Below are 25,934 nucleotides of genomic sequence, written 5' to 3'. Positions count from 1 at the left end.
AAGATGTATGCACAGCCTTTAAATCAAAAGATATAACGGCTGTGCGAGTTTATGAAATGGAAAGTATTTTTTTACGCTGTTATTTCATCATGTCGGAAAATTTACTTGTCAATTCTTCACGCAGCTCGGCGGCTTCTTTTGCGTCATATTCGACAAGTTTGATTTTATCCAGTGGCGGTAAATGTTTAGGACCGGGAATACCGGCAATAACAACACGCCGTCCGCGCGTATCGTAGATGATTTGATACGCTTCTTTTGACGTGAGAAAATCCATAAAAAGCTCGGCGGCTTTGGGGTTCGGACCGTGATCGATTATGCCGGACGCATCGAAACGAGCGCCCGTTCCGTCGGACGGATATACGAAAGTTACAGGGTTGCCTTTTTCCATATATTTTGCAATATTTGCTTCCCCTGTGGCGGTGATAGCATATTCGCCGCGTGCAACAGCTTCAGGGCCCGCCGTAGAACTCGTATTGAACACTACCGTTTGCGCTATTGTTCTTACGAAATCTTCGCCGTAGAACTTGTACCACATATAAAGCTGCGCGTATGCCGAACCGGAAAGCGTCGGATTTGCAAGTACTATTTCGCCTTTATATTTCGGATTTATGAGATCTTTCCATGTTTTGGGATAGTCTTCCGGTTTTAACAAATTGGTGTTTACCATTAAAGCTTGCAACGGCATTGAAAACCCGTAATACTTCGGCACAGCGACCGGATCCCGAACGTTCTCGCCGATATTCGCATGATTTGCCGTTTTATACGGACGGAACAATTCGTATGCCATATCGAACGATTCTCTTGCAATACCCATCAAAACGTCTCCGCTCGGACGCGGCTGTTCGGCGTTCAGCCTTGTAAGCAATTCCCCGGAACCTGCTCGTATAATGCTTGTTGAAATTTCCGGATGCAGTTTTGTAAACGCTGCGACAAGAGCCTGCGCTTCGTCTTCGGAAGCGGCGCTCCACACTACAAGTTCTTTAGGCGGTTCATCAGCTTTGTCGTTTCCGCCTTTCGAAAATACTGCGCCCGATAAAAGCGTACAGGCAAGTACCGCAAATAAAATTTTTTTCATAAATCCTCCAAAATAATTTGTGAAAATATTAGCGTAATTATAAACCAGAATTTCCCAAAGTGCAAATTTTAGTATACCCGTATACTTTTTACAATGCACAAATTCAACAGTCTCCGAAATCGATATTTTGTTCGACTGTCGAATTTTAATGAGTTAAAATATGGAAAATCTTTGACCGACAGGGCGTTTTCGAGTTTAACAAAACTCGAAAACGCCCCAACTAGTATGAATACAGAGTTTACACCTTAAACTTTCCGACTTCCCCGGTTAAGTTCTGAATGCTCGCCTTATTTTTTTGAGAGATTTCGTTTACTTCCTGTACGGCGTTGTTTATCTGAATGGCGCCTGCGGCCATTTCGTTCATGCTCTCTGTGATAACTCTTGTCAGCTCTTCCAGCTTTCGCATCTCTTGAGCGACACCTTCACCGCCCTTAAGCATCTCCTCAGAACCCTGTTTTACTTCTACGGTTACGGTATTTATGTCTCTGATTGCGGCAAGTATTTCTTTGCTGCCGTTTTCCTGCTCTTGCATGGCTTCCGTTACGCGGTCGCTCATTGTCTTTACCTGTTCCGCTAAGTTGAAAATAGTGTTGAACTTTTCTTCTGCGGTTTTGGATGAATCGGATAGAGCTTCTATTTCATTTGAAAGAGTTTTAAGAGTGTTCGTTATCGTCTTACCGTGTTCGGCAGAATCTTCGGCGAGCTTACGAATTTCATCGGCGACAACGGCAAAGCCTTTACCGGCTTCGCCCGCATGAGCGGCTTCGATCGCCGCATTCATCGCAAGCAGATTCGTCTGTGAAGCTATGTTCTGAATAACCGTACTCGCTTCAATTAAGCTGCCCGATTCTTCGGCGACCTTTTGAGTTATGCTGTTTGAATTAATAACCGTATTTTTGCCGTCTGCGGTTGCGTCTGCAAGGGTTTTAATCACGTTGTCGGTTTTTTCAAGCGTCTGACCTATGGACGCTATGTTGCCCACCATCTGCTCGATCGCCGAAGAAGACTCCGTGACGCTGGCAGACTGATTTTCGATGCTTGAATTCAATTGATTTATCGTGCGGACTATTTCTTCTATCGTGGCGGCGGTTTCGGTAACGCTCGCGGATTGTGTTAGAGCCTGCTGCTTTACGCCGTCAATATTAGCGCTTATTTGGTGAACTGCGCTTGCGGTTTGAGTCATATTGCCGGCGAGCTCGTTTCCTATCTCTTCCATGACTCTGCTGTTTTCGCCCACCGTTTTAATTGACGATCCGATCTTAGTTATAGTCTGATTAAAGTATTCGGCCATATCGGTAATTTCATCGTTGCCAGCTACGGCAAGCCTTACTGTTAAATCTCCTTCTCCCTGTGCAATGTCTTTTAGAGCATTTACGGCGATGGATATCGGTTTGATAATAGCACGTGCAACGAAATAAATGATAATGAGCGCGGCAACTAAAATAATCGCACCGCTTCCTATCATTGAAAAACGCAATGTAGTGATCGTCCCCATAAATTCATTAACCGGCGCACGGATAATAACCGACCAATCGGTAGTCTGCATTGTCGCAAAAGAAGCTATGTAAGACTCACCTTCGTATGTGTAGTAGCCTATTTCACTTTCATCGGTGTCCAAAACGTGTTCCAAAAAAACGGCTGTCGAAGCAAGCGTTTCGTTCGTTTTTGCCTGTTCGATAATGTTTGCTTGGCTTTTAATCAGCTCGGAATCTTTATCGGCTATAATAGTGCCGCCGTTGCCCATAATGTAACAATTGCCCGTTTTGCCGACGACAATATTGTCAATTTGTTCGGTAAGCCATAAGCCGTCGATTGTTGCAGCAAGTATATCGTTTGCTTGATTATTATCATCATAAATCGGAACAGCAATAATGATAACCATTTTATCGTTGATAAAAGACACAAACGGTTCGCAAATCAGCGGTTTTCCATGATAGTCTTTAAACCAAGCCGCTGAAGAAATATCGCTCGTCCGCCCGTCGGCTAAATAACCGATTCCATTTTTACTGACAATATTGAGTGCTTGAAAAGTATCATTTTTATCAGCGAGTTCTTTTACTAACACCGCCTTTTCCAAATACGATGTTTCGTTACTCCGCAATGCAGGCATCTGGGCGATACCTTCAAGGAATTGCCAAAACGACGTAATGCGGCCGTCTATTATTCTTGAAACATCGGTTGCTTTATCGACTAAGTGCGTTTCCACCTTTTCAATGACCGCTTTTCTAGCCGAAAGGACTGCAAGCAAAATTTCAAATGCTGATGCTAAAGCTATTAAAAGACCGAAGATGATGATGAGTTTGTAACGCAAGGAAAATCTCTTTTTCATATAAAGCCTCCAAAATAAAGATTCTTATATTTATAATTTGTAATAAAGTTGTCGTATCCATAAATCAAGGTTTGATAATTTTTGGGTGCAGGAGGAGATTAAATTATCATAATTACTTTTCGAGCTGCTGCAGGGCGTATTTTTTTTGTTGTGTGTGCGGGAGATAAACGGATTGGCAATCAATTTGGAAAATTTCAATTATATTCTCCTGATTTCATAATAGTATACCACGTAGTATATGATATGAAAAGAAAGTTTTTGATTTTCACAAATCATAAAAGCGTTTTTACGCAATTTACTTTTATGCAGCGGCATACATAGCGGCGGCTTTCGAATGCAAAAACCGGCAAAGCATAAAAAAAGGGAGACCTGCGACGGTAATAGCAGATCTCCCTCAAAACGCGGGAAACATTTTGACATGACTTGCAAGTAGGAGCACTTGCTGTCGACACGATCTTCAACGAAGACCGTATCTGAAAACTGTATACAAGAAACTTATCCCAAAAATTATCATGCAGATGCGGCAGCCTTGCCGAAAGCACGGCAAGATTCAAGTCCGCTGTCGTCCGGAGTCAGCTGGATCTGTAAGGGCTCGCCTATTAAAACCGCACCCGCAGCTTTTACGCGGTCAGCCCAGTCTCTGAGCCACTGTCCGTCACCCCAATCGTAAGAACCGAACAAGGCGACTTTTTTACCGGCGATCTTTCCTTCAAGGTCGCTGAAAAGAGCTTCCATAGAATCCTCAAGCACTTCGGCGCCCATAGCGGGGCTTCCGAGAATCAAAACATCGTATCCGGCGAGAGCGTCGGCGCTCGTGTCGGACGCCGTAAAAATATCAGCCGCGCCTGCGCCTTCCTTTATGGCGTTTGCCATAGCTTCGGTATTCCCCGTAGTACTTGCATAAACGATAGCAACCTTACTCATTCCATTTCTCCTTAAACTACAAATTGAACTATTAAGCAAATTTTAAATCCGCAGAGCGGATAACGTCTTCTATACAAAAGCCTTTTACGGCCATCATCAGGCATTTTTCACGGCAGCAATCGTATTGCTTAAAAACGGCCATAGCCCTTTCCATGTCGCCGTAGACCTTCCAATAGCCTGAAATCTTAAAATTCTTACCGCAGTTTTCAGTGAACCCCTCGACATCCTCTAAAGGATAGCCTAAGAATAAGCCGATCTCATGCGGAAAGGTCTTCCGTATTTTCAAACACAATGACAACTGATCTATAAGGGACTCAACGCCGTCCATCTTATATCCCAATCTCTTCATGTATTTAAAAATATCCGTATCCTTAAAAACGGTTTCCAACTCGCATCGGTTATATACAAATACCAGAAAAAAATCAGGATATCTGCATATGATTCTGCATTCCAAATCGAAGGACGCACACCTGCTTTTAAGAGCGGCTATATCGTTTTCCAAATCGGGAAAATCTTTTAAAGAACAGCTTATAAGATTTGCGACCTTTATTCCCGTTAAGACGGGGCCGCAATGACATATGACTACCTGCTCTAAAGACATCCCAACCCCATCGGCGCTGAAAAACATTCAAGCCACTGGAGTTAGCATACACAAACTTTAGTTAGATGTCAATACTTTTTTGATATTTTTTTAATATTTCGGTTCAATTTTGAGATGATAAAATTTGAGCATTGCATTAAATTATGATTTTCAGTTTTCTCAGGTTTTCGGCCGCACAGCCGTGCGTCACTTATTTTCTTCAAGCCATTTACGAATGCCATTTTCAATATCACGGTCGATAGCGTGTTCTACGCGGCAGGCGTTTTCTTCAGCCTGTTCTCGGGATACGCCCGTTATCTTTACAAAAAAATCCGTGAGCATGATATGCCGGCCGTAAACCGACCGGGCTTTTTTTTCGCCTTCTTCCGTAAGCTTTATCATATTTCCGAGCCCAAACGTGATGTATCCGCTTTCGGAAAGTATATCCATCGCACGGCTCACGCTGGGCTTTGAGACTTTCAAATGATTTGCGATATCTACGGAACGGACAAAGCCGTTCTGCTGCTGAAGCATCAATACTGTCTCAAGATAATCTTCTCGGGATTCATACATTCAAAACTCCAATATTTGTTTCATTCTCATTAATTATATCACAATTTTTGAAAACTGCAATTTTACAGACGCATTTGGGAAGCTCAGGACAACCGATAAACCGAGCTTACCGCTTTAGTCCGCGTTTAAACTGAGGAATGCGGGCGCTGGCTGTCGTATTCCAACCGCTCCTGTCGCCGCGTTTAAGAAAGTGATACGCAACGCCTGCGATCATCGCGCCGTTGTCGCCGCAAAGGTTTAAAGGCGGAAATATACAGTTAAGCCCTTTTTTTTCCGCAAGCAAGGCGCGTAAGCGCGAATTTGCCGCAACGCCGCCGCCTGCGACCACGGTAGAAATTCCCGTGTCTTCTACGGCGCGGAAAAGGCGGCTTGTTATTGTTCGGCAGGCCGTCTCTTGAAAAGCCGCACACATGTTTTCCGCCGTTTTTTCATAGGAATCGTTCCAAAACATATCGCGCTGGTGAATTACGGCAGTCTTGAGTCCGCTAAAGGAAACATCGTAGCGGTGTTCGCCCTTGTCGATTTTAGGAATGGGAAAATGCGCGGCCTCCATAGAGCCGTTTTTTGCAAGTTTGTCTATAATAACGCCGCCGGGGTACCCGAGCCCGTAAAATTTCGCAACCTTGTCGAAGGCTTCGCCCACGGAATCGTCAATCGTCGTTCCGAGAATTTCAAGTTCGTCAAAATTTAAAACCTTACATATAATCGTATGTCCGCCGGAAACTAAAAGCCCCAAATACGGATAGTTTATTTGCTGTACAAGATGAGCTGCGTACAGGTGCCCCAGCATGTGATTTACGGCGATAAACGGCTTGCCGCCCGCCCATGCGAGGGTTTTTCCGAAAGTAAGGCCTACGAGCAGCGACCCCATAAGGCCGGGACGATTTGTCGCCGCGACTGCGTCAATATCGTTTAGGCAGAGACCGGCTTCTTTTACGGCTTGCCGCACTACGGGAAGAATCCACTCGGCGTGTTTACGGCTTGCAATTTCGGGCACGACGCCGTTATAAACTTCATGGAAGGGTATCTGCGTAGCTACCACATTGCTCAGTATTTTTTGCCCGTCTTCGACAACGGCGGCCGCCGTTTCGTCGCAGGACGATTCTATTCCTAAAATTTTCATATATGTTCTATTCCCAACATTCTAACAAAATTATAAGTATTTATATTATAAAGACTTAAACTTCAGCAGTCAACAGATAGTTTGTGTACCGCACTGAACAATATATAATTTATTATCTTCAACTTTATATACAAGTCGGTTTGCCGTATCCATTCTTCTGCTCCAATACCCTGATAATTCATGCTTTAACGGCTCAGGTTCGCCTTTTCCTTTATCAATGCCATTTCTTTCAATATCTTTAATTAAATCATGCGTAGTTTTTATCAATTTTTGTTGATGCTTATTAAAAAGTTCACAATAATCTTTCCATGCAATATCAGACCAAACTTTTACCATCAATCAATTTCCTTCAATTCATGAATTTGACCTATTCCGTTTTCAATCTGATTTATACTTTTACGCAAATATTTCATATTTTCTTCCGAATAAATATATGGATCTTCGGATGCTTTCAGTGCAAAGGGCAGACCATTTTCCCGAATTGTTGCCTTTACAAAAGAATTTATAGCCGAAGAAATATTGATTCCCATAGAATCACATATCCGCTCAAAACTTATTTTATCATCATATGTAATTTTTGCTGATATTGTAGTCATTTTTAATACCTCTTACTACATTATACTACACAAACTACTAAAAAACAACCTATCCTGCCTGTTAAAAATTTAATTTATTATTTTTAATATCGCTTTCAGTCAAAAACTAATTCTCAAAATAAATAAAGTTTTTGTACAAAACCTATTTTTGAATCCAAACGTAAGCTGTTGCAGAACTTGCGCCGACCTTTTCAATTAAATCCTGCTTTACCAAATCCGCTAAAGCGCGCTCAACGGTCTTTTTACTTATGTCCGGACATTTTTCGAGAATTTCCCTCTTATTTATCTTACCAACCGTATTTTGAATAAGATTTTTTACTCGTTCCGGCTTTGAAATTTTGGCGGAAGAAAGATATTCGACACGATTTTCAAATTCATTGTAAGCTTTTATTAAAATTCCAAAATAATATCTTACAAAAGCTTCATAAGAATTGGTATTTTCATGCCAGCCCGAAGAGCAATCCTGTAAAGCCTCATAATATGTTTCTTTGGAATTTTCAATGAGCATTTCAATGCTTATGTATTTTCCCGCAATAAATCCTGCTCTATAAAACAAGAGAAGTGTAAGAAGTCTGCTCATTCGTCCGTTTCCATCGTCAAAGGGATGAATACATAAAAAATCCAAAACAAATAGCGGGATTAAGAGCAGTCTATCCGTTTTGTTACTGTTCCAAGATTTTAAGAAATTTTCCGTCATTTGACGCACAGCTTCTTCCGTTTCATAAGCGGGAACCGGCGCAAATCTGACTTTTTGAATATCGTTATTATCCGTTTCGGCAATTATATTGTCGCTTGATTTAAATTTTCCTCCAAACCCGTTCTTGTTGTATGAATATAAATCTCTGTGCAGCTGCTGAATAATATTTGATGTAGGAGAAATGTAATCATAATTTTCATGGATTGTAGCAAGAACATCTCTATAACCGGAAATTTCCTGTTCATTTCTATTTCGCGGTTGTGATTTTTGAGACATTAATTCTTCAAGTCTTTTATCAGTTGTATAAATACCTTCAATTCTGTTTGATGATTTCGTACTTTGAATTTTCGCAATATCCATTAAAGTATGTAATTCATCCTTTTTAGCTTCCACAAATAATTGTTGCCTGCCTTTGTGTTCATAAATTGAACTTAAAAGCTGAACGATTTCAGGCGTCAGTAATCTTTTAGCATTTTCTTCGTATTCAAAATTATGCATAGTAATTTACTTATTTTGTCTCTCTGTCCAAAAACGCGCTCTTTATGTCATGATAGCACAAAATGACATAGAGAACAAGTTAATGACATAGAAGATTTACAGTTTAACAGAAATAGGACTTGAATCTGCGGCCTTAGGACAAAAAAACGGCGTGAAAATCTGCCGCCGCCGTAATATGTCTGTCATCGTTCGGCGCCGGACTTCGACACAACCGAAAAACGGTACCCTTTTTTTACAAGCAAGGGATATAATTCTTTTAAAATATCGGGAAGAAGTTCGGCAGCCCACACGTGACCTATCATAATGCAATTACCCTTTTTATTGGCGATCGCAAGACCTTTCAAAAGCTCAGCGATAATATTTTCTCTGGTGCGTATATTATCCAAAAAAATATCACGGCTGTAAATGCTCACGCCCAATTCGAGCGCAGCCTGAGCCGCTTGAGAAGAAGCAGTTGTCCTGGAATCGAGAAAAAACACGTCCGCCTGGACGGCGGCTTCAAGGACGGCGACGACCAAAATCTTATTTTCCATTATGAGAGAACCTTCGTGGTTGTTAAAACCGGCCACAGGTCCGATCTGAGCGATGTTTTTAAAAATTATGTCCATAACGTCGTCCGTGCCCATTTGAGGAAGAATTGCACCGGGCCCGGGATTTACCGAAAGATCCAAGGCCTGCATGGGCTGATGTAAGATCAGTTCATGGCCTGAGTCACGTACGCGGCGAGCGCTTTCGACGGAATGGACGAGGCTAGGCAAAACCGCAACAGTGATCGGAAAAGGAATCGAAAGACATTTTTCAAGCTGAGAAAGGTTTTGTCCGCCGTCGTCAAATACAAAAACCAGAACGGGATTCCCAACGGCGGAAGGAATGTCAAATTCTTTTTCTTTAACCGAATCGGCGACGGCGCGATCTTTACGGCCGGAAGCGAGCACGGCGGTGTTTTGAGACTTACTTGACATAGAATCAGCCTGTGTGCCGGAAGACTTGTTCGGTGAGGAAACAGGCGGCGTACCGGGCGACTTATTTGTCGCGGGTACGGGCGCCGTGCCGTGAGAAAGTTTATCCGCCTCATTTTTTAAAACTTTCGGAGCAGGTTTTACACTGTCTGACTTAAGATCGCCGGATAAGGAAGCAGCAGTACCGCGGGAAGACTGGGGCGGCACGCCGGGTTTCTCATTGTTTTTTTCAGGCGGCGCGGCGTCGGACGGCGGCCCTTCGAGCGCAGATGAAACTTCAGAGCGGCTGCCGTCAGCGGATTTGGAAAATCTTGCGGCCCCAGCAGAAAATAATACGCTGAAAACCAGCATTGCGACACAGACGGCCGTTATTATCGCCGTAAGGAGTATTATCTTTGAAGCGGACAATTTAACCTTAGTCTTTTTTAAAAACGATCTTTTTTTTGCCATAGTTTTTAGAGGCGCCGTAACGACGCAGCCATCAAGCATGCGGCGCGTTTATGTAAAACATTTTATGATTTTTATACTTTCATGTCCATTATGAGACAGTTTCGGCACAATCCGCCCTAAGATGAATATAAGGCTTATACTCCGGGCAGCGCTCTGCAGTTCGCCGCAGCTGCACTAGGGTGAATATAAATTTCATTCTATAGGATAAGACCAGACATTGCCGTCCTCATCTTTTATTTTATAATCTTTTTCGCCTTTTATAATCTGAAAATGCGTAAGATCGGAAGCAAAACGGAGCAAATTTATCTTGCCGCCGCCGCCCGGTAAATCAACGGCATAGACGGGAGTAGAAAGTCCTGACAACTCTTTACGAAGTTTTTCATACAATGAGATTCCGTTTTCTATCGGCACACGGAAATGCGCCGTTCCGGGAACCAAGTCGCCCTGAAACAAATAGCCGGGACGAACGCCAAGCAGAGTAAGTCCGTGAAAAAGTTTTGAAAGAATTTCCACACTGTCGTTTACGCCGCGTAGCAAAACCGTTTGAGACTGCACCGGAATTCCCGAATCTATAAGCCTTTTTAGAACAAGGACGGTTTCAGGCGAGTATTTGGGATCTATTTCAGCTGGGTGATTTATGTGAGGGATGAGCCACAGAGGTCTTAAACTTTGAAGCATGGAGATCAAAGAAGAAGTAAAACGTTCCGGCGCAAAAACGGGGGCGCGGGTGCATATGCGGATAAGAAGTTCGCCGGAAGAGCAAGTATTAGTCGGCGAAGCTCGCGCCGAGCGCAGCAAACCGATGAGATCAAAAAGTTCATTATCACTAGCGGTAAGACAATCGCCGCCTGAAAGCAGAATTTCCTGCACTTCAGGATGATTTTTGACATAGGCGCACACATTTTCGATTTCTTCGGTGGGAATAAAACCTTCGCCCCTTATCGAAGAGTCCCTGCGAAAACAATAACGGCAATTTGAAAAACATTTTCCTGTGGTAAGCAAAAGTATTCGATTTTTATATTGATGCACTGCGCGTTTTGTCACTTGAAATTTGCATGCGCCGAGCGGATCTGAAATTTCATAAGGCAAGACAGAGTCTTCTTTATCCGAATAAAAAACCTGCCGCCGCATAGCCTTAAGGTATTCTTCTTCTTCCGCATCGGATAACCGCTTTAGAACGAGTTTATAATGCGATGAAACAAGAAGAGGCATTTTGTTTTCATTCGGAGAGCTTGTCATTAAAACGAGTATAGTAAGAATACGGCATTTTAGCAAATAAGCGGCAAACGCGGCGCTCGAAGCGCCAGACGTATTTTCTCAAGTAAAAATCTAAATCCAAATGCGCCAAATTGAATAAATATCGTCGACAGGTTATAATTAGCAATATTTTATGGAGAATGTTTAAAAGCCACTGCTGTGTAGGCGCAGCGGCTTTTAACTTTGAGTTTTCTCGAAAACTCATTTATTTAAACTGTGCGCCGCTCGAAACTTCGCGCTTACGCGCTTGTTGCGGCTCACGCGCACGAATGCGGCGTTTTCGAAAATTGATATTTTCTGCAACGCCGCATTTACGGAGAATAATATGTTTGTAACTTGTCTTGATCTTGAAGGCGTTTTGGTACCGGAAATTTGGATAGCTTTTTCGGAAGAAACGGGAATCCCCGAACTCAAGCGGACTACCCGCGACGAGCCGGATTACGACAAATTAATGAAATTCCGTCTTAAAATTTTAAAAGAAAAAGGCTTGGGGCTGAAAGAAATTCAGGCGACGATTCAAAAAATCGATCCTCTAAAAGGCGCAATTGAATTTATGAACGAACTCAGAAGTTTCGCACAAGTGATAATACTAAGCGACACTTTTACACAGTTCGCATGGCCGCTGATGAAAAAACTGGGATACCCGACGATCTTCTGCAACACTCTTACGGTTGCTCCCGACGGCGAAATAACCGGCTATAAACTTAGAAAGGCAAACGGTAAATATGAGACAGTGAGAGCTCTGCAATCCGCCGGTCTTGACACGATTGCTGCAGGAGATTCCTTTAACGACCTTGCTATGATAAAGGCTTCAAAGGCGGGCTTTTTATTCCGTTCTACGGAAAAGATCATCGCCGAAAACCCCGGAATTCCCGCATTTACGCAATACGGCGACCTTCTTAACGCTATAAAAAACGCGATGGAAGATGGAAGAATGAAGCCTTTTGTATAAAGTGCTTTTGAAATTTGACACGCTGCGTTTTTAAACGCCTCAATATCTCGCTAAAATAAACCGGATATTATGCCGTTGTCGTCGACGTCGATGTTTAAAGCCGCGGGCATTTTAGGCAATCCCGGCATGGTCATTATGTCGCCCGCAAGAGCAACCACAAACCCCGCGCCGGCGCAAAGCTGAACGTCTCTGATCGGAAAAGTAAATCCTTTAGGCGCACATATGAGAGCGGGGTCGTGGCTTATGGAATTCTGAGTTTTGGCTATGCAGACGGGAAGATTTCCGAAACCGTCTTCCGTAAACTGTTTTAACTTTTTTGCAGCCGAAGGAGCGATGTCTACCTTTCCGGCACGATAGATCCGTGTCGCTATGCATTCGATCTTGTCCTCAAGGGGAAGGCAGGATTCGTATAAACAATGAAAATCAGATTTTTCGTCGCACAGTTTGACTACCGCCCGGGCAAGTTCTTCGGCTCCGGCACCGCCTTTTTCCCAGCTTTCGCACAGTACTGCGGATACGCCGTTTTTTTCGCACAGTTCTTTAAGCAGAGCAATTTCTTCTTCCGTATCGGCGGCAAATTTATTTACGGCGACAACGGAAGGAACGCCGTATTTTTCAACATTTTTTATATGAGTAAGAAGATTTTCAAATCCGCCGGAAAGAGCGGCCGTATTGGGTTTTGAAAGCTCGCTTTTATCGGAGCCGCCGTGCATTTTAAGGGCACGTATCGTTGCGACTATTACGACGGCGGAAGGTTTAAGACCTGCGATCCTGCATTTTATGTCAAAGAATTTTTCAGCTCCGAGATCGGCTCCGAATCCGGCTTCAGTAACCGTATAGTCGCTTGATGCGAGAGCGCAAAGCGTGGCGTTTACGCTGTTGCAGCCGTGCGCGATGTTTGCAAAAGGCCCGCCGTGCACGAAGGCCGGAGTTCCTTCAAGGGTTTGCACAAGGTTCGGCCTTACGGCGTCTTTGAGCAAGGCAGCGGCTGCACCTACGCATTTGAGCTGTCCGAACGTAACGGGTTTGCCGTCATAATTGCGCCCTATCACAATGCTACCGAGCCGCGTTTTCAGTTCGGATATACTGCGTGAAAGGCAGATTATTGCCATTATTTCACTTGCTACGGAAATTAAAAAATGATCTTCCCGAGGGATTCCGTTTACCTTTCCGCCCAAACCTATAACGATGTTTCTAAGCGAGCGGTCATTCAAGTCCATACAGCGCTTCCAAGAAATCGTTGCAGGATCTATTCTTAATTCATTTCCCTGATGAATGTGATTGTCGACCAAGGCGGCTATAAGGTTATTTGCCGCAGTTATTGCGTGGATATCGCCAGTGAAATGCAGGTTTATGTCTTCCATCGGAACTATCTGGGCGTAACCTCCGCCGCACGCGCCGCCCTTTACGCCGAAGCAAGGCCCCAGCGAAGGTTCTCGAATGGCGATCACGGAACGCTTGCCGATCCTGGAAAGACCGTCGCCGAGTCCTATAGAAACCGTGGATTTCCCTTCCCCTGCAGGAGTAGGCGTAATAGCCGTCACAAGAATGAGTTTTCCGCATCTGGAAGAAGACGCAGATACGGGCGAAACGAAATCTTTTTGTGAAGTTTTACCGGTTTTATCGCCGGTTTCGGAAGACGAAGCGATACCGGCTGCGGCGGCCTTGGATTGAAGCGCGAGCAATTCCTCCATAGAAATTTTTGCCTTATACGGGCCGTATAAATCCAAAGACGACTCATCGATTCCGATCTTTTTTGCAATTTCCGTTATAGGTTTTATCTTTGCCTTGTGAGCGATTTCAATATCCGACAGCATACATCCTCCCATAATTACAAACCTTATTGTAAAAACTTTGAAAAGTCTTGTATACACCGGCATTGCCTCATAGATTTTACTCCGTGCCGCAGGATTTTTTTACTCTGCAAGACTTTAAGAACTCCGCTTCTTCCGCGGTGAGCTCTCGATATTCGCCCGGTTTAAGCGAAGGATCAAGATGAAGATTGCCGATCGAAAGGCGCTTAAGATAGACAACCGTATTGGAGAGCGCACAAAACATACGTTTTACCTGATGGTATTTTCCTTCGTGGATCGTAAGCAAAGAAAATTCATTGGAGGCGGAAGCTGAAGCGGCAACGCTGCCGGCAAGCACAAAAGCTTTTTCTTTTTCAATAAATTCCGCCTTTGCAGGAGCGCAATCGGCCTCGCCTTCATTGTCTTCACCGACAATGTGTATGCCTGCCGCAAAACGTTTTATACACTCGGATTTTTCATCCGCCGTCATCTTTTCTTTTAGAAATACCAAATAAGTTTTGTCTATATGCGATTTGGGCGAAATAAGAAAATGAGTGAGACTTCCGTCGGTTGTAAAGAGTAAAAGTCCTTCCGTGTCCAAGTCCAGCCGCCCGACGGTGTGCAGGGCGTCAAATTCTTTGGCGCTGCGGTATTTTTCGTCAAGCAGATCAAAGACGGTCTTGTATCTTTTATCGCTCTTAGCGCTTACAAAACCTGCCGCCTTATTCATCATGAGATAAACGAATTCTCTTGCAAAAACAGGCTCGTTTTCAACAAGGACATTGTCTTTTAAAGGATCCAAATGAAAAGAACGATCCGTAACGACATTGCCGTTGATTTTGACTGCGCCGGATCGGATAATTTTTTTTACGTCTTTACGGGTACCGAAAGAATTGTTAGCTAAAAACTTGTCCAGCCGTTCAACATTTGACGCCATTATTTGCCGCCGCTACTATCGATTGCAGTATTTTTACCGTCTTATTTACGGTCTTCCATGGGAATAAATTTTCTAACTTCGCATACGCTCTGATACGCAGGGCGGTAAATTCTTCCGCAGGCGATCATCTCTTCGATACGATGCGCAGACCAGCCCGCAATGCGGGAAACGGCGAAAATCGGCGTAAATAATTCCCTCGGAATATTCAACATTTCGTATATAAAACCGCTGAAAAAATCAACGTTAGTGCAGATCCGTTTTTCGCCGCTGTGAATTTCATAAAGAATTTCGGGCGCGAGCTTTTCGATAAGGAGGTAAAGATTATACTCGTCGAGCATTCCTTTTTCTTCCGCTAAAAACTTCGCCTTGTCGCGCATTATAACGGCGCGAGGATCGCTTATCGTGTACACAGCGTGCCCCATGCCGTAGATCAAGCCGGTCCTGTCAAAGGCTTCTTTTGTCGCAATTTTATAAAGATAGCTGCGGACGGCATTTTCATCGCTCCAATCTTTTACGTTCGCCTTAATATCGTCCATCATTTCCATAACGCGGATGTTGGCTCCGCCGTGTCGCCTTCCTTTTAAAGAACCCACGGCGGCGGCGATGGCCGAATATGTATCCGTGTCCGTAGAAGACACTACGTGTACCGTTAAACTCGAATTATTGCCGCCGCCGTGCTCCGCATGGACTATGAGCGAAAGGTCAAGTATATGCGCTTCAAGCGGAGTGTATTCCTTGTCGTTTCTTATGAGTCGCAGAAAATTTTCCGCGGTGGAAAGCCCGGCCTTTGTGTTGTGTATGTACATGCTCTTTCCGTCATAAAAACGTCTTTTCGCCTGGTAAGCGTAGGCGGCAAGCGACGAAAAACGAGCAATGAGTTCAAGACACTGGCGCAAAACGTTTTCCAGCGAGCGGTTTTCAGGATCCGGATCGTAGGAATAGCTTGCGAGCACTCCGCGCGCCATCTTGTTCATTATGTCGCTTGACGGAGCCTTCATTATCATGTCTTCGGTAAAATTCGGAGGCAGATTTCTTATGGAACTTAAAAGACCGCTGAATTCGTCAAGCTGCTTTTGAGTAGGAAGTTCGCCGAAGAGTAAAAGATACACGCACTGCGCATAGCCGAACTGTTTATGTTTTTCAGCGTCTTTAATAATGTCGATCACGTCGTATCCGCGGTACAGGAGTTTTCCGGGAACTGCGATTTTTTTTCCGTTTACGATCTCATATCCCACTACGTCGCCTATCCGCGTAAGCCCCACGCACACGCCGGTTCCGTTAGCATAGCGAAGGCCCCTTTTTACATCGTATTTTTCATAAAGATCGGGGTTTATCGGGGAATTTTTTTCGGACAGAACGGAAAATTTTCTTAACAATTCGGCATTTTTCTTTTTCAAAAGCAACTCCATCGGCACAGGCAAAGGCCGCGCCTAAAACACACAAACTCACGTATATTTATGCATAGACTTTAATAAACTATTATAATTATACAATTTTTAACATCAAAAATGCAAGTATATTGACAATTTTGCCGGACACGTTCCGCATAAAATTCCCGCCCCATTTTAAAGCCTGAGTTTACAGTCCCAAGTCCGACAAAATTTCAGTGTGATCGGAAAAGACTGCGACCGTATGTTCTTCGTGCGCAGACGGAAGACCGTCAGCGGTAACAACCGTCCAGCCGGTTTTTTCATCCAGAATAACGTCATCCGTCCCAAGGTTTATCATAGGTTCAATGGCAAGCACCATTCCCGGCTGAATGCGCGGGTTCGCTCCTCCTCCGGGAACATTCGGAATGTTCGGATCCTCGTGAACGTCAAGCCCCACGCCGTGTCCGCAGTATTCGTAAACTACTCCGTAGCCGTGTTTCCGGGCAATATCGTACACGGCCTTTGAGATGTCGTGAATTCTGTTGCCGGCGATGCAGGCGGCGATTCCCGCGGCAAGGCATTCTCCGGTAACTTCCACAAGTTTTTTTACCTGCGGTTTTACGTTTCCCACCATAACGGTATGCGACGAATCGCTTATAAAGCCGTTTAAATTTATACCCACATCTATCGAAACGATGTCGCCGTCACGGATAATTTTTTTGTTAGACGGCACTCCGTGAATAACTTCCTCGTTTACGCTCACGCAGGCGGCGCCCGGAAAGTCTTCCTGATACCACGCAGGTTTTCCTCCGTGATCGAGAATAAAATGTTTGCAAAGATCGTCGATCCTCTTCGTTGAAATTCCTTCTTTAACTTCAGGTATGACAACTTTAAACATGTCTGCAAGCAGACGGCAGGATTTACGTATGCCTTCGATTTCTTTATCGTTTTTTAAACGGATCATAATACCTCCGAAATTCGCATCGCCGTTAAAAAGTTTAATTTCGCCCGATGAAATAGTATGAGCCGACGTATCTCCGTGTGCATCGGCTTATGGCGAATTTTGGCAAAGCCGAAATACCGCGGCCTCATTAAACGGAAAGTTTTAAAGCTTCCGAACGGCAGATTTCCGCCGTCTTACAATCCCCCAAGCGCTCATAAGCTTCAGCCATTTTATTTAAAAAAAACATATCGTCAGCCTTACCCAGCCTAAGATCGAGGGCTCTCTCCCAAATATCCAGCGCCAATTCGTCGCTCATATTCCCTTCAACGTTGCGCCTTAAAATGGAACGCATTAAGTCGAGCACTTCAGGAAAAAACAGCCTGAAATACGGAAAAGAATATTCCATGCGGATTATCTGCTCGAGAAGGAGCGCCGCGTCGTAATATTCCGACCTGAAGACCAATTCTTCGGATAGAATATAGCCGAAATCCATAAAATCTTCACGGGTAAACCACCTTTTAAGCGAAAAACCCGCATGAGTCATGGACATGTATTTGAATTCCTTTACGGCTTCGTCTTCTCGCTCATGCATCAGATCAAAAAAAATCAACTTCGCCCGGCTTTCTTCATCGTCGCGCGCTAAAAGCCATTCCCGATAGTCGAATTCCCTTGTTTTTTCAGTCTTGTGCCGCCGCGTAAAAAGCGTATCGTCAAAGATCTTTCTGCCGCGCACATCGGAAAGAATCCTGTACGCTTGAACGACTTTTTGAAATTCGCCGCTCTCGCGCTTCCGGGACATGTCCGGATGAAGAGCCTTAGCCTTTTTTCTGTAAGCCTTTCTGATTTCGGCGGCAGAAGCATCCGGCCGGACACCGAGTATTTCATAAAAATTTTCCAAAGCCGTATTCCGTAAAAGAAAAAGCTTACGCCTGCTTGAAAATCTGTTCCAATCCGGGCTTTCTTACAACCATAACCGAACAGTGCGCTCCGGAAATTATTTCGCCCCTGGAAGCGGATACGACATTCCGTCGCATAGAATCATAGGCATTTATTTCTCTTCCGCCTATAAGTATGAGATCGGCGTAAAATTCATCCGCGCAAGCTATTATTTCGGACCAGACCGCGCCTTTTCGCAATTCGGTCTCTACCTGAACTCCTTTTTGTTTTGCCAGATCGATTATATATTGAAGATAATGTTCTCCGTCGGCAACAAGGTTTGTCTCATAGCTTTCGCTTTCATCGGCAACAAAAAGTTTAGTCATGGTGAGCTGCTTTAAAGTCGCCGTGTCGACTACAAAAACGGCCTTTAAATTTACATGAAGCTGCTTTGCAAGCAAAATTCCGTACATCGACGCATGCATGGAAGCTTCAGATCCGTTTACGGCAACAAGCACATTTTTTAAAAGCGGTTTTAGCATTTGAAACCTTCCGTTCTATTCCTTTCGGCGGCAGAGTAACTTAAAAACAAAACGTTTTCATATTCGTACTCTTTCAAAGTACACTGATTGTAACAGATTTTATGATAATTGTAAAATCATCGCTACAAAAACGTGAAAAAAAATCGCCAGAAAAGCGCAAAAAAGCGCCGAAAAAACGCGGAGAATGATGGGAAAGCGCATCAAAAACGCCGCAGCACGTAAAAAAGACGCCGCAAAGCATGACAAAGCCCCGAAAAAGTACGGAAAAATGATTGACGGCCGAGGTTATTCCGTTCTTTTCTTATCCTTTCCGGCGCTTTAGCGACTTAAGAACAAAAACACTTTCTCGTTCGCGCTCTTCAAGCACGCTTTCTATGTATTTTTTTGTGTCCAAAGCCTGGGGAATGACCATTTTATTAAGCGCATTTACACGGCGCTGAGTCTTTTTAACTTCTCCCGCAAGGCGCCACACTATAGTCCTGATCGAAGCCATCTGTGCAAGCAGCGTAAGCAGTTTAAAGAATTCCGCCATAACCTTGTCGCCTTCGGCTAGCGTTCCCAAAAGCGAGTAAAACAGGCGGCGGGGCGGCAGTTCCACATCTATGGAATGGAATTTCATTCCCCCGATAGTTACGGGTTTTTCTCTGATTGTAAAATCATACTGAACGGAATGAGAGAGCTGTTCCATGCGGTCCATGCCTGCGGCTATGAGCATTTTTTTTAACGCAGGATAAGCGTTCGCCACAACCTTGTCTATGTCGCGCTCAAGCAATTTTACGCGTTCCACCATGTGCATAAGCTCCATGACGAGAATTTCGCGCTTTTGCTCGAGCAGATCGTATCCGCTTTGCGAAACGGCCAGCTGCTCGTTCATCTTAAGCAAATTCGATTTTGTAGGTGCAATGTTAAGTTTTGCCATCTTACGCCGCTTTTCCGCCCGGCTTACGCTTCTTTTGCAGGCATGTACTTTTCGATCATATCGCTCTTTATGCGGTACAGATCCTCACGCGGCAAACCTGAAAGAAGTTTCCATCCGATGTCCAATGTCTGTTCGATAGTGCGGTTTTCATATTCGCCCTGGCAAAAGAATTTTTGTTCAAGCTCGTCGCCGAAATGCAAATAATACTTATCCGATTCCGAAAGTTCTTCTTCGCCTATTATAGCCGCAAGATTTCTGATGGACTTTACCTTTGAGTAAGCCGCAAACAATTGCGCCGAAACGGCGGCATGGTCTTCCCTTGTCATCTTATCGCCGATACCGTCCTTCATAAGACGCGAAAGGCTCGGAAGCCCCGCCACAGGCGGATACATTCCCTTTTGGGACATTTCACGGTCGAGAACTATCTGCCCTTCCGTAATATAGCCTGTAAGATCGGGAATCGGATGGCTTATGTCGTCGTTGGGCATCGTAAGGATCGGAATCTGAGTGATGGAACCTTCGGAATCTTTTATTCTGCCGGCGCGCTCATAAAGTTCCGCAAGGTCGGAATACAGATAGCCGGGATAGCCCTTTCGACCTGGGACTTCTCCGCGCGTAGTCGATATTTCCCGCAAGGCTTCGCAATAGTTGGTCATATCGGTCATTACGACAAGAACGTGCATTCCCTTTTTGTAAGCCAAATATTCCGCCGCCGTAAGGGCGCATCTGGGCGTTATTATGCGTTCAATCGAAGGAGCGTCCGCCAAAGACTGAAACATGACGACCTTTGCCAAAACTCCCGATTCTTCAAAAGTGTCTATAAAAAAACGCGCTACGTCGTATTTTATGCCCATTCCTGCAAAGACCATCACAAACTGGCTGTCGCTGTTTTTAAGCTTGGCCTGCCGAATGATCTGTGCCGCAAGTTTATTGTGGGGAAGTCCGTTTCCGCTGAATATGGGCAGCTTTTGTCCGCGGATAAGTGTATTCATTCCGTCGATAGACGAAATTCCTGTCTGAATAAAATCTCTCGGATATATGCGCGCGTACGGATTTATGGGATCGCCGTTTACATTTACGCTTTCGTCTGAAATTATTTTGGGATAGCCGTCAATTGGTTCGCCCAATCCGTTAAAAATTCGTCCCAAAAGTCCTTCGCCCACGCGAAGTTCAAGCGGCCGATCCAAAAATTCGAACGTGGTTCTGCCCAAATCAAGCCCTGTGGTCGAACCGAAGATCTGTACTACGGCCGCCTCGTCTGAAATATCTATAATGCGCCCCGTGCGTTTTTCACCGCTGCGGTCGCGCACATAAACAGTTTCTCCGTAAAAAACATTCTCAGTGCGGCGGACAATCATAATAGGTCCGTCTATGGAATTCAGTCCGCGGTATTCTATTCCTTTCATGCAATACCCACTTTATGATATATCTTTTCAAGCTCGCTCATCTGAGTATCAAGATGTCCTTCTATTTCCTTGATCTTATCGAGCCGGTCATTGGGAATTTCCGATTTTATGCGCGTGATTTCTTCTTTTACAGGAAGAGAGTTTACTCTTACGAGCGGAGCTCCGTCTTTGATAACGGCAAGCGCACGGCGGTAAAAATCCATCATGAGAACAAGAATTGCGATCTGCTTTTCGGAAACGCAATAAGTGTCGATAGGATCAAAAGAATTCTGCTGCAAAAATCCGTTTTTTATCATATCCGCCACGGCAAGAAGAAGTCTTTCGGCTTCAGGCAGGGCGTCAGGCCCTATAAGGCGGACTATCTGCTGCAAGCGCTGCTCTTTTTTAAGCAGATCCAGGGCTTCAAGCCTGACCGTTGCCCATTCGGGATCGTGCTTTTCCCACCAGCCCTTAACTTCGTCTGCATATTCGGAGTATGAATCTATCCAGCTTATTGCAGGATAGTGCCGCGCGTTTGCAAGGTCTCTGTCAAGCCCCCAAAAACAGCGTATAAAGCGCTTCGTATGCTGCGTAACCGGCTCGGAAAAATCTCCGCCCGGAGGCGACACCGCTCCGATTACCGAAACCGAGCCCTCTTTTCCGCACAGCGAAGTTACCCTTCCGGCTCTTTCATAAAATTCGGCAAGGCGCGTGGGAAGATAAGCCGGAAATCCTTCTTCCGCAGGCATCTCTTCCATTCGCCCTGAAAGCTCGCGTAGAGCTTCGGCCCAGCGGCTTGTAGAGTCGGCCATTATGGCTACGGCCATACCCATATCGCGGTAATACTCCGCAAGCGTAATTCCCGAATAAAGAGAAACTTCGCGCGCCGCCACGGGCATGTTCGAAGTATTGGCAATGAGGATGGTCCTTTCCATAAGAGAGCGTCCCGTTCTGGGGTCCACTATCTCGGGAAATTCGTTTAGAACCTCGGTCATTTCGTTGCCGCGCTCTCCGCAGCCTATGTATACGATCAAGTCCGCGTCGCACCACTTTGCTATGGCGTGCTGCGTCATGGTTTTACCCGTTCCGAAACCGCCGGGAATGGAAGCCGTGCCGCCCTTTGAAAGCGGAAAAAACACGTCAATCACGCGAAGTCCGGTAACAAGCGGCTCCGTAACCGAAAGCTTTTGCATGTACGGGCGCGGCTTTCTCACAGGCCAATACTGCGAAAGTTTTATCTCTTCATCCAATTCCGTTGTTGCGATAACATCTTCAACCGTATAATCTCCGCTTCCCGCGAACGTTTTAAGAGTGCGTCCGCGCACCGTAGGAGGAACCGCGATTGTATGAACTATGGAATTTGTTTCCTGAACGGAGCCTAAGACGGCCCCCGGACAAATTGCGGAACCTGCCGTTATTTTGCTTCCGTCGGAGGCGGTTCCCTGTTCAAAATGCCACTTCTTTTCAACGTCAAGAGGTTTTGTCCGCTGCCCCGGCAAAAGAAAGGCTCCGCCGTCTTCATACATGGATTTAAGAGGCCTCTGTATACCGTCGTAGATAGTGCCCACAAGGCCAGGCCCCAATCGCAGCGAAAGAGGACGCTCTATGCAGACAACCTTTTCTCCTACGTGAAGTCCTGTCACATCTTCATAGACTTGAAGCGTAGCCTTGCCCCTGTCTTGACGTATTATCTCGCCTATAAGCTCTTTTTCGCCCACGTTTACCACGTCGTAAAGACCGCAGCCGTCAAGACCTTCGGCAAACACTATAGGGCCCGATATGCGGGTGATTCTTCCTTCAATCATTCAGGCAGCCTCCCGCCGAACAAAGTTTCCGCAAGTTTTTTGCTTTGCGTTTCTTCTATTTCGGAAACCACTTCTTCCAAAGTGAGGCGGCAGCGAACGGCCTTGTCTTCCGTCTCAAGAATGATTCCTTCGTGTATATTTATTCCGCCCGTTTCCGTCTGTCCGGTTTTTTCAAAGGAAGTCTCTTTGCAAGAGATCAAGTCGCTTCCTAAAACCGAAACAAAATATTTTTTTGCATATTCGGCGTCAAAACCGTAAACAAGCGCGTTTATCTTTTTTCCTTTTATATTATCTTTTAGCTTATTAAAAAGAATTTTTACAAGCTCGAAGCGTTTTTCTTGAGGCATAGCTTTCAAATAAGAATCTATCGAAGAAGAAACCGCATCTTCTATAAAAGAAGCTAAAAACCTTCCCTTTTCAATCGGGAGAGCCGCTTCGGTATCGTGTAAAAATTTCTTAATCTTTTGCTCGTACAGGTCGCCCTGCTCTTTTGCGGCGTCTTCCATGCGCTTTGCAACTCCGTCGAGTATGCGCTGCGCTTCACGATCCGCATCAGCTAAAATTTTTTCAGCTTTTTTTCTTGCATCGGCCTGTATTTCTTTATCAAGAATTTCGGTCGAACGTAATTCTTCCATGCTGTGTACCTTATAAGGCGATCCGGCTTTAAACTTTTACGCCGATCGCTTCTCTTATTGCATCCGTCAATGTTTTTTTGCCCTGCAGGTGCCCTTGAATGCCGGGAATCTCGACTATAAGCGGATAATCGCCTTTTTTTTGCCATTCAAGAACTTCGCTTTCGAGCATTACCGTAATGTTTTCGGTTAAAATCAGAACCTTAGGACGGCCGCCTTCTATCGGAGTCGATAAAACGCCGCCGCCTCCGGTTACTCTGTTAAACGCTTCAAGCGCTTCGTTCCGGTTTACGGCCGCCGTTCCCTGAATGCCCACAAGCGCAAACGCAAGAACCAGCTCCCTTTCACCGATTATAAAATATTCCATTATTGAATGATGATAAGCAGCGCTACAAGGAATCCCCACAGGCAAATACCTTCGGCAAGTCCTACGAACGGCAGCGCCTTACCTGAAAGTTCCGCATTTTCGCTCATCGCGCCCATGGCGGCTGCTCCTATCTTGCCTACGGCCATTCCGCCTCCTATGCAGGCGATTCCTACGGCAAGAGCGGCCGCAAAATATTTAAGCACGGAACCGCTCACGGCTGAAGACGCATTTCCCTGTGCAAAAAGAACCGCGCCACACAACATAACTTGAACAAATACAAATAATCTCTTATTCATACTATAAACACCCCTACACCTTATAAAGATCTGTTTTTGCGGAAGACCGCTTTAAGGCGGCCTGCCTGCATATTTATGTATAATAAAATGCGAACGGTTTAAATTCTCTTCCGGTCTCGTTAAAGAATTTTGAAAAGAATTCATAATATTGCAGACGGATCACTTGAATGGCGACTATCATTCCTTCCAAAACTATTACCGTAGCGTTGCCTAAGATCAATATCGCGATGCCGCCCGCTCCGCCTGCAAGATGCGTCATAGTGTTGATGATATAACCTAAAACCGCATGAGACAGGGCGAATGCGCCTACGCGCATAAAACTTATCGTGTTTGAAAGATAATTCGAAATAACTTCAATCACTTCAACCAAGCCCGCTATCAACGCCGCTCCGAATCCGTTTTCAAATACGGGACGGCGCCCTTCGATAATGCGTTCCAAAATTTCACCGTATGCCGCGCCGAACAGGGTAAGCCCAATGATAACCCAGTCGTAGATTTCGGGAACGTGCCCGAAAGATGCAAGCCTTACCGCAAAGACTATCACATACCAGAAAAAAAGCGCTCCGGACAGACCCGTCTTGCCGAAGAGAGCGCCGCCCCAATGTTTCCGGTTAAACTGATTTATTATGTTGATAATTAGCCCGCAAGTATTGATGACAAATCCTACCGCGATGGAAAATCCGAAAAACATAAACATGTTTTTTATTGATTGCGGATCCGAAGCCGGGCGCATAGGCAGGATTGGAGATCTCGACGTGCCGAAAAGCCCCGTAACATAATGAGCGAACGGTTCCAAAAGAGTTTCGTTTGAAAAAAATTCTCCGGTTAAAAGTCCCATTATGGAAGAACTCACTCCTATAGCCATAAAGACGGGAGCAAATTTATTCCAACCGCCTACTTTAACGATCTTTTTAGCTAAAAGCAGCCCGAACAATAAAAAGACAAGCCCCTGTCCCAGATCGCCGAACATAATACCGAAAAGCAGCGTAAAAAACAACGCTACGAAGGGCGTAGGATCGACGGAACCGTAAACGGGAGATCCGTAGCTGAAGATCATTCTGCCGAAGGCGCCTACGAGTTTTCCGTGTTTAAGCTGCACGGGAACCTGCTGGCGTCCGGATATGACGGCGGGAATTTCCGAAGGTTTGTATTCCCGTATCGCAATCCTGCCTTCAGTGAGCACATCCAGATCATGCATGATCTGCCGAGTCGCATACGCGGGAATCCATCCCGTAATGCGATAAACCATATGCGTAGCCTCAAGCCTGTTTTCCATCTCACGCACTTGTTTTGCTATCGAGAAGACGCCCAAAAGATGCAAAAGCATATCCTTATGGGTGTCCGTAAAATTCTTTCTCTCTTCGGAAACGACGGCAAGCTGTTTTTCAGCCTCGGAGGACTTGATTTTGAGCCCTTCGAGAACGTCGTCAGGAATGCCTTTAAAATCCTTAGGGATTTCCATTTCTACAAAACCGTGCCGCTTTAATTCCGAGTCAAGAGCAAATCGTCCCTTTTTGGACGACGCCGCGAGTATGCGCGACTTATCATCCCCGAGTTGTATTATGGCTGCTCTGTCTCCGACGGCAAATTTAAGTTCATCAACCAGCGAGGGATCGATCTTTCCTATGCGCAGCGTAAGAAAAGAAAGGTGTTCAAGATCGGAATACGAGGCCTTCAAATTTGAAAAAGCCAGAGCTTCTCTGTAAGCTTCTTTTACGTGCCGAGCGTTTTCGGTCACTTCTTTTTCCCTTTCTTTAAGTTCGTCTACGGCCGACAAAAAATTTTGAGCTTTATCGTAGTCGTCGCGGTCGGGAAGAGAGCAATCCAGTACGTCGCTTCTGTCTTGAATGTTCAGATATGCGCGGCACTGCTGCAAAGAGGAAAAAATTTCATGTTCTTTATCGTTCCTCGTGTTTTCATCGGATACATTTTCATAAGAGGAAATTTGATTTTCAAATTGAAAAACGGCGCGTTTACCTAAAAACTCGATTATGCGCGCAATATCCTGTTTTAATACCATCAGCTCAACAAGCCGCATCTGCGTCGTTCTTGCCAT

Annotated in this window: 25 protein-coding genes; 1 reads left to right on the top strand and 24 read right to left on the bottom strand. The window is 45.0% G+C overall.

Translation table 11 applies throughout. From position 1 onward, the window contains the following. Window positions 1-79: 79 nt before the first annotated feature. The 11 genes from HRI96_RS03665 to HRI96_RS03615 all read right to left on the bottom strand — a co-directional run bounded on the left by HRI96_RS03665 (window position 80) and on the right by HRI96_RS03615 (window position 11,043). Window positions 80-1,075, bottom strand: coding sequence for an extracellular solute-binding protein (locus HRI96_RS03665; protein WP_210118170.1), 996 nt, complete (start codon window positions 1,073-1,075; stop codon window positions 80-82). Window positions 1,076-1,313: 238 nt separating this feature from the next. Next, window positions 1,314-3,404, bottom strand: a complete 2,091-nt coding sequence (locus tag HRI96_RS03660) for a methyl-accepting chemotaxis protein (RefSeq protein WP_210118169.1) — start codon at window positions 3,402-3,404, stop codon at window positions 1,314-1,316. 510 nt (window positions 3,405-3,914) lie between these two features. Next, window positions 3,915-4,328, bottom strand: a complete 414-nt coding sequence (locus tag HRI96_RS03655) for a flavodoxin (protein WP_210118168.1) — start codon at window positions 4,326-4,328, stop codon at window positions 3,915-3,917. A 31-nt stretch (window positions 4,329-4,359) separates the two neighbouring features. After that, window positions 4,360-4,929 (bottom strand): DUF3793 family protein, encoded by a 570-nt coding sequence (locus tag HRI96_RS03650; RefSeq protein ID WP_210118167.1) that lies wholly within the window; start codon window positions 4,927-4,929, stop codon window positions 4,360-4,362. Window positions 4,930-5,115: 186 nt separating this feature from the next. Next, window positions 5,116-5,481: a metal-dependent transcriptional regulator gene (locus HRI96_RS03645; protein WP_210118166.1), complete on the bottom strand. Its 366-nt coding sequence runs from the start codon at window positions 5,479-5,481 to the stop codon at window positions 5,116-5,118. Window positions 5,482-5,587: 106 nt separating this feature from the next. Further along, window positions 5,588-6,604 (bottom strand): tRNA (adenosine(37)-N6)-threonylcarbamoyltransferase complex transferase subunit TsaD, encoded by a 1,017-nt coding sequence (gene tsaD, locus HRI96_RS03640; protein ID WP_210118165.1) that lies wholly within the window; start codon window positions 6,602-6,604, stop codon window positions 5,588-5,590. Between the two features lie 69 nt (window positions 6,605-6,673). Then, the gene (locus tag HRI96_RS03635; RefSeq protein ID WP_210118164.1) at window positions 6,674-6,940 is read right to left on the bottom strand and encodes a Txe/YoeB family addiction module toxin; all 267 of its coding nucleotides are present in this window, start codon (window positions 6,938-6,940) and stop codon (window positions 6,674-6,676) included. After that, window positions 6,940-7,200 (bottom strand): type II toxin-antitoxin system RelB/DinJ family antitoxin, encoded by a 261-nt coding sequence (locus tag HRI96_RS03630; protein WP_210118163.1) that lies wholly within the window; start codon window positions 7,198-7,200, stop codon window positions 6,940-6,942. Before HRI96_RS03630 ends, HRI96_RS03635 begins: the two co-directional genes overlap by 1 nt. A 142-nt stretch (window positions 7,201-7,342) precedes the next feature. Further along, window positions 7,343-8,395, bottom strand: coding sequence for a Fic family protein (locus HRI96_RS03625; RefSeq protein ID WP_210118162.1), 1,053 nt, complete (start codon window positions 8,393-8,395; stop codon window positions 7,343-7,345). A gap of 182 nt (window positions 8,396-8,577) precedes the next feature. Then, entirely contained in the window at window positions 8,578-9,843 is a 1,266-nt protein-coding gene (locus HRI96_RS03620; protein WP_210118161.1) for a divergent polysaccharide deacetylase family protein, read from the bottom strand. A 153-nt stretch (window positions 9,844-9,996) separates the two neighbouring features. Then, entirely contained in the window at window positions 9,997-11,043 is a 1,047-nt protein-coding gene (locus HRI96_RS03615; RefSeq protein WP_210118160.1) for a KamA family radical SAM protein, read from the bottom strand. A gap of 343 nt (window positions 11,044-11,386) precedes the next feature. On the opposite strand from HRI96_RS03615, the gene thrH reads away from it, so the two are divergent. Further along, entirely contained in the window at window positions 11,387-12,013 is a 627-nt protein-coding gene (thrH, locus tag HRI96_RS03610; RefSeq protein WP_210118159.1) for a bifunctional phosphoserine phosphatase/homoserine phosphotransferase ThrH, read from the top strand. Between the two features lie 50 nt (window positions 12,014-12,063). Here thrH and HRI96_RS03605 read toward each other — a convergent pair whose 3' ends face one another. The 13 genes from HRI96_RS03605 to HRI96_RS03545 all read right to left on the bottom strand — a co-directional run bounded on the left by HRI96_RS03605 (window position 12,064) and on the right by HRI96_RS03545 (window position 25,934). Further along, complete coding sequence (locus tag HRI96_RS03605; RefSeq protein WP_256729287.1) at window positions 12,064-13,842, bottom strand: formate--tetrahydrofolate ligase; 1,779 nt, start codon at window positions 13,840-13,842, stop codon at window positions 12,064-12,066. 64 nt (window positions 13,843-13,906) lie between these two features. After that, complete coding sequence (locus HRI96_RS03600) at window positions 13,907-14,743, bottom strand: pseudouridine synthase (protein ID WP_210118158.1); 837 nt, start codon at window positions 14,741-14,743, stop codon at window positions 13,907-13,909. Window positions 14,744-14,784: 41 nt separating this feature from the next. Next, the gene (locus HRI96_RS03595; protein ID WP_210118608.1) at window positions 14,785-16,152 is read right to left on the bottom strand and encodes a citrate/2-methylcitrate synthase; all 1,368 of its coding nucleotides are present in this window, start codon (window positions 16,150-16,152) and stop codon (window positions 14,785-14,787) included. Between the two features lie 169 nt (window positions 16,153-16,321). After that, entirely contained in the window at window positions 16,322-17,077 is a 756-nt protein-coding gene (gene map, locus HRI96_RS03590) for a type I methionyl aminopeptidase (RefSeq protein WP_210118157.1), read from the bottom strand. 127 nt (window positions 17,078-17,204) lie between these two features. Beyond that, a complete protein-coding gene (locus tag HRI96_RS03585) occupies window positions 17,205-17,954 on the bottom strand; it encodes a J domain-containing protein (protein ID WP_210118156.1) in 750 nt (249 codons plus the stop codon). A gap of 25 nt (window positions 17,955-17,979) precedes the next feature. Next, a complete protein-coding gene (locus tag HRI96_RS03580; protein ID WP_210118155.1) occupies window positions 17,980-18,474 on the bottom strand; it encodes a universal stress protein in 495 nt (164 codons plus the stop codon). A gap of 301 nt (window positions 18,475-18,775) precedes the next feature. Further along, window positions 18,776-19,393 (bottom strand): V-type ATP synthase subunit D, encoded by a 618-nt coding sequence (locus HRI96_RS03575; protein ID WP_210118154.1) that lies wholly within the window; start codon window positions 19,391-19,393, stop codon window positions 18,776-18,778. A 23-nt stretch (window positions 19,394-19,416) separates the two neighbouring features. Beyond that, on the bottom strand, window positions 19,417-20,799 hold the full coding sequence (locus tag HRI96_RS03570) for a V-type ATP synthase subunit B (protein ID WP_210118153.1): 1,383 nt from the start codon (window positions 20,797-20,799) through the stop codon (window positions 19,417-19,419). Further along, entirely contained in the window at window positions 20,796-22,583 is a 1,788-nt protein-coding gene (locus HRI96_RS03565) for a V-type ATP synthase subunit A (RefSeq protein ID WP_210118152.1), read from the bottom strand. Before HRI96_RS03565 ends, HRI96_RS03570 begins: the two co-directional genes overlap by 4 nt. Further along, window positions 22,580-23,218 carry a V-type ATP synthase subunit E family protein gene (locus HRI96_RS03560; protein ID WP_210118151.1) on the bottom strand — a complete coding sequence of 213 codons (639 nt, stop codon included), beginning with the start codon at window positions 23,216-23,218 and terminating at the stop codon, window positions 22,580-22,582. Before HRI96_RS03560 ends, HRI96_RS03565 begins: the two co-directional genes overlap by 4 nt. Before the next feature lie 28 nt (window positions 23,219-23,246). Continuing rightward, window positions 23,247-23,582 (bottom strand): V-type ATP synthase subunit F, encoded by a 336-nt coding sequence (locus HRI96_RS03555; RefSeq protein ID WP_210118150.1) that lies wholly within the window; start codon window positions 23,580-23,582, stop codon window positions 23,247-23,249. After that, on the bottom strand, window positions 23,582-23,878 hold the full coding sequence (locus HRI96_RS03550) for an ATP synthase subunit C (protein WP_210118149.1): 297 nt from the start codon (window positions 23,876-23,878) through the stop codon (window positions 23,582-23,584). Before HRI96_RS03550 ends, HRI96_RS03555 begins: the two co-directional genes overlap by 1 nt. A 73-nt stretch (window positions 23,879-23,951) precedes the next feature. After that, window positions 23,952-25,934, bottom strand: a complete 1,983-nt coding sequence (locus HRI96_RS03545; RefSeq protein ID WP_210118148.1) for a V-type ATP synthase subunit I — start codon at window positions 25,932-25,934, stop codon at window positions 23,952-23,954.

Source organism: Treponema parvum (assembly GCF_017893945.1).
In the GTDB taxonomy this organism is placed as follows: Bacteria; Spirochaetota; Spirochaetia; order Treponematales; family Treponemataceae; genus Treponema_D; species Treponema_D parvum_A.
This window is presented reverse-complemented; position numbering and strand designations above follow the sequence as displayed.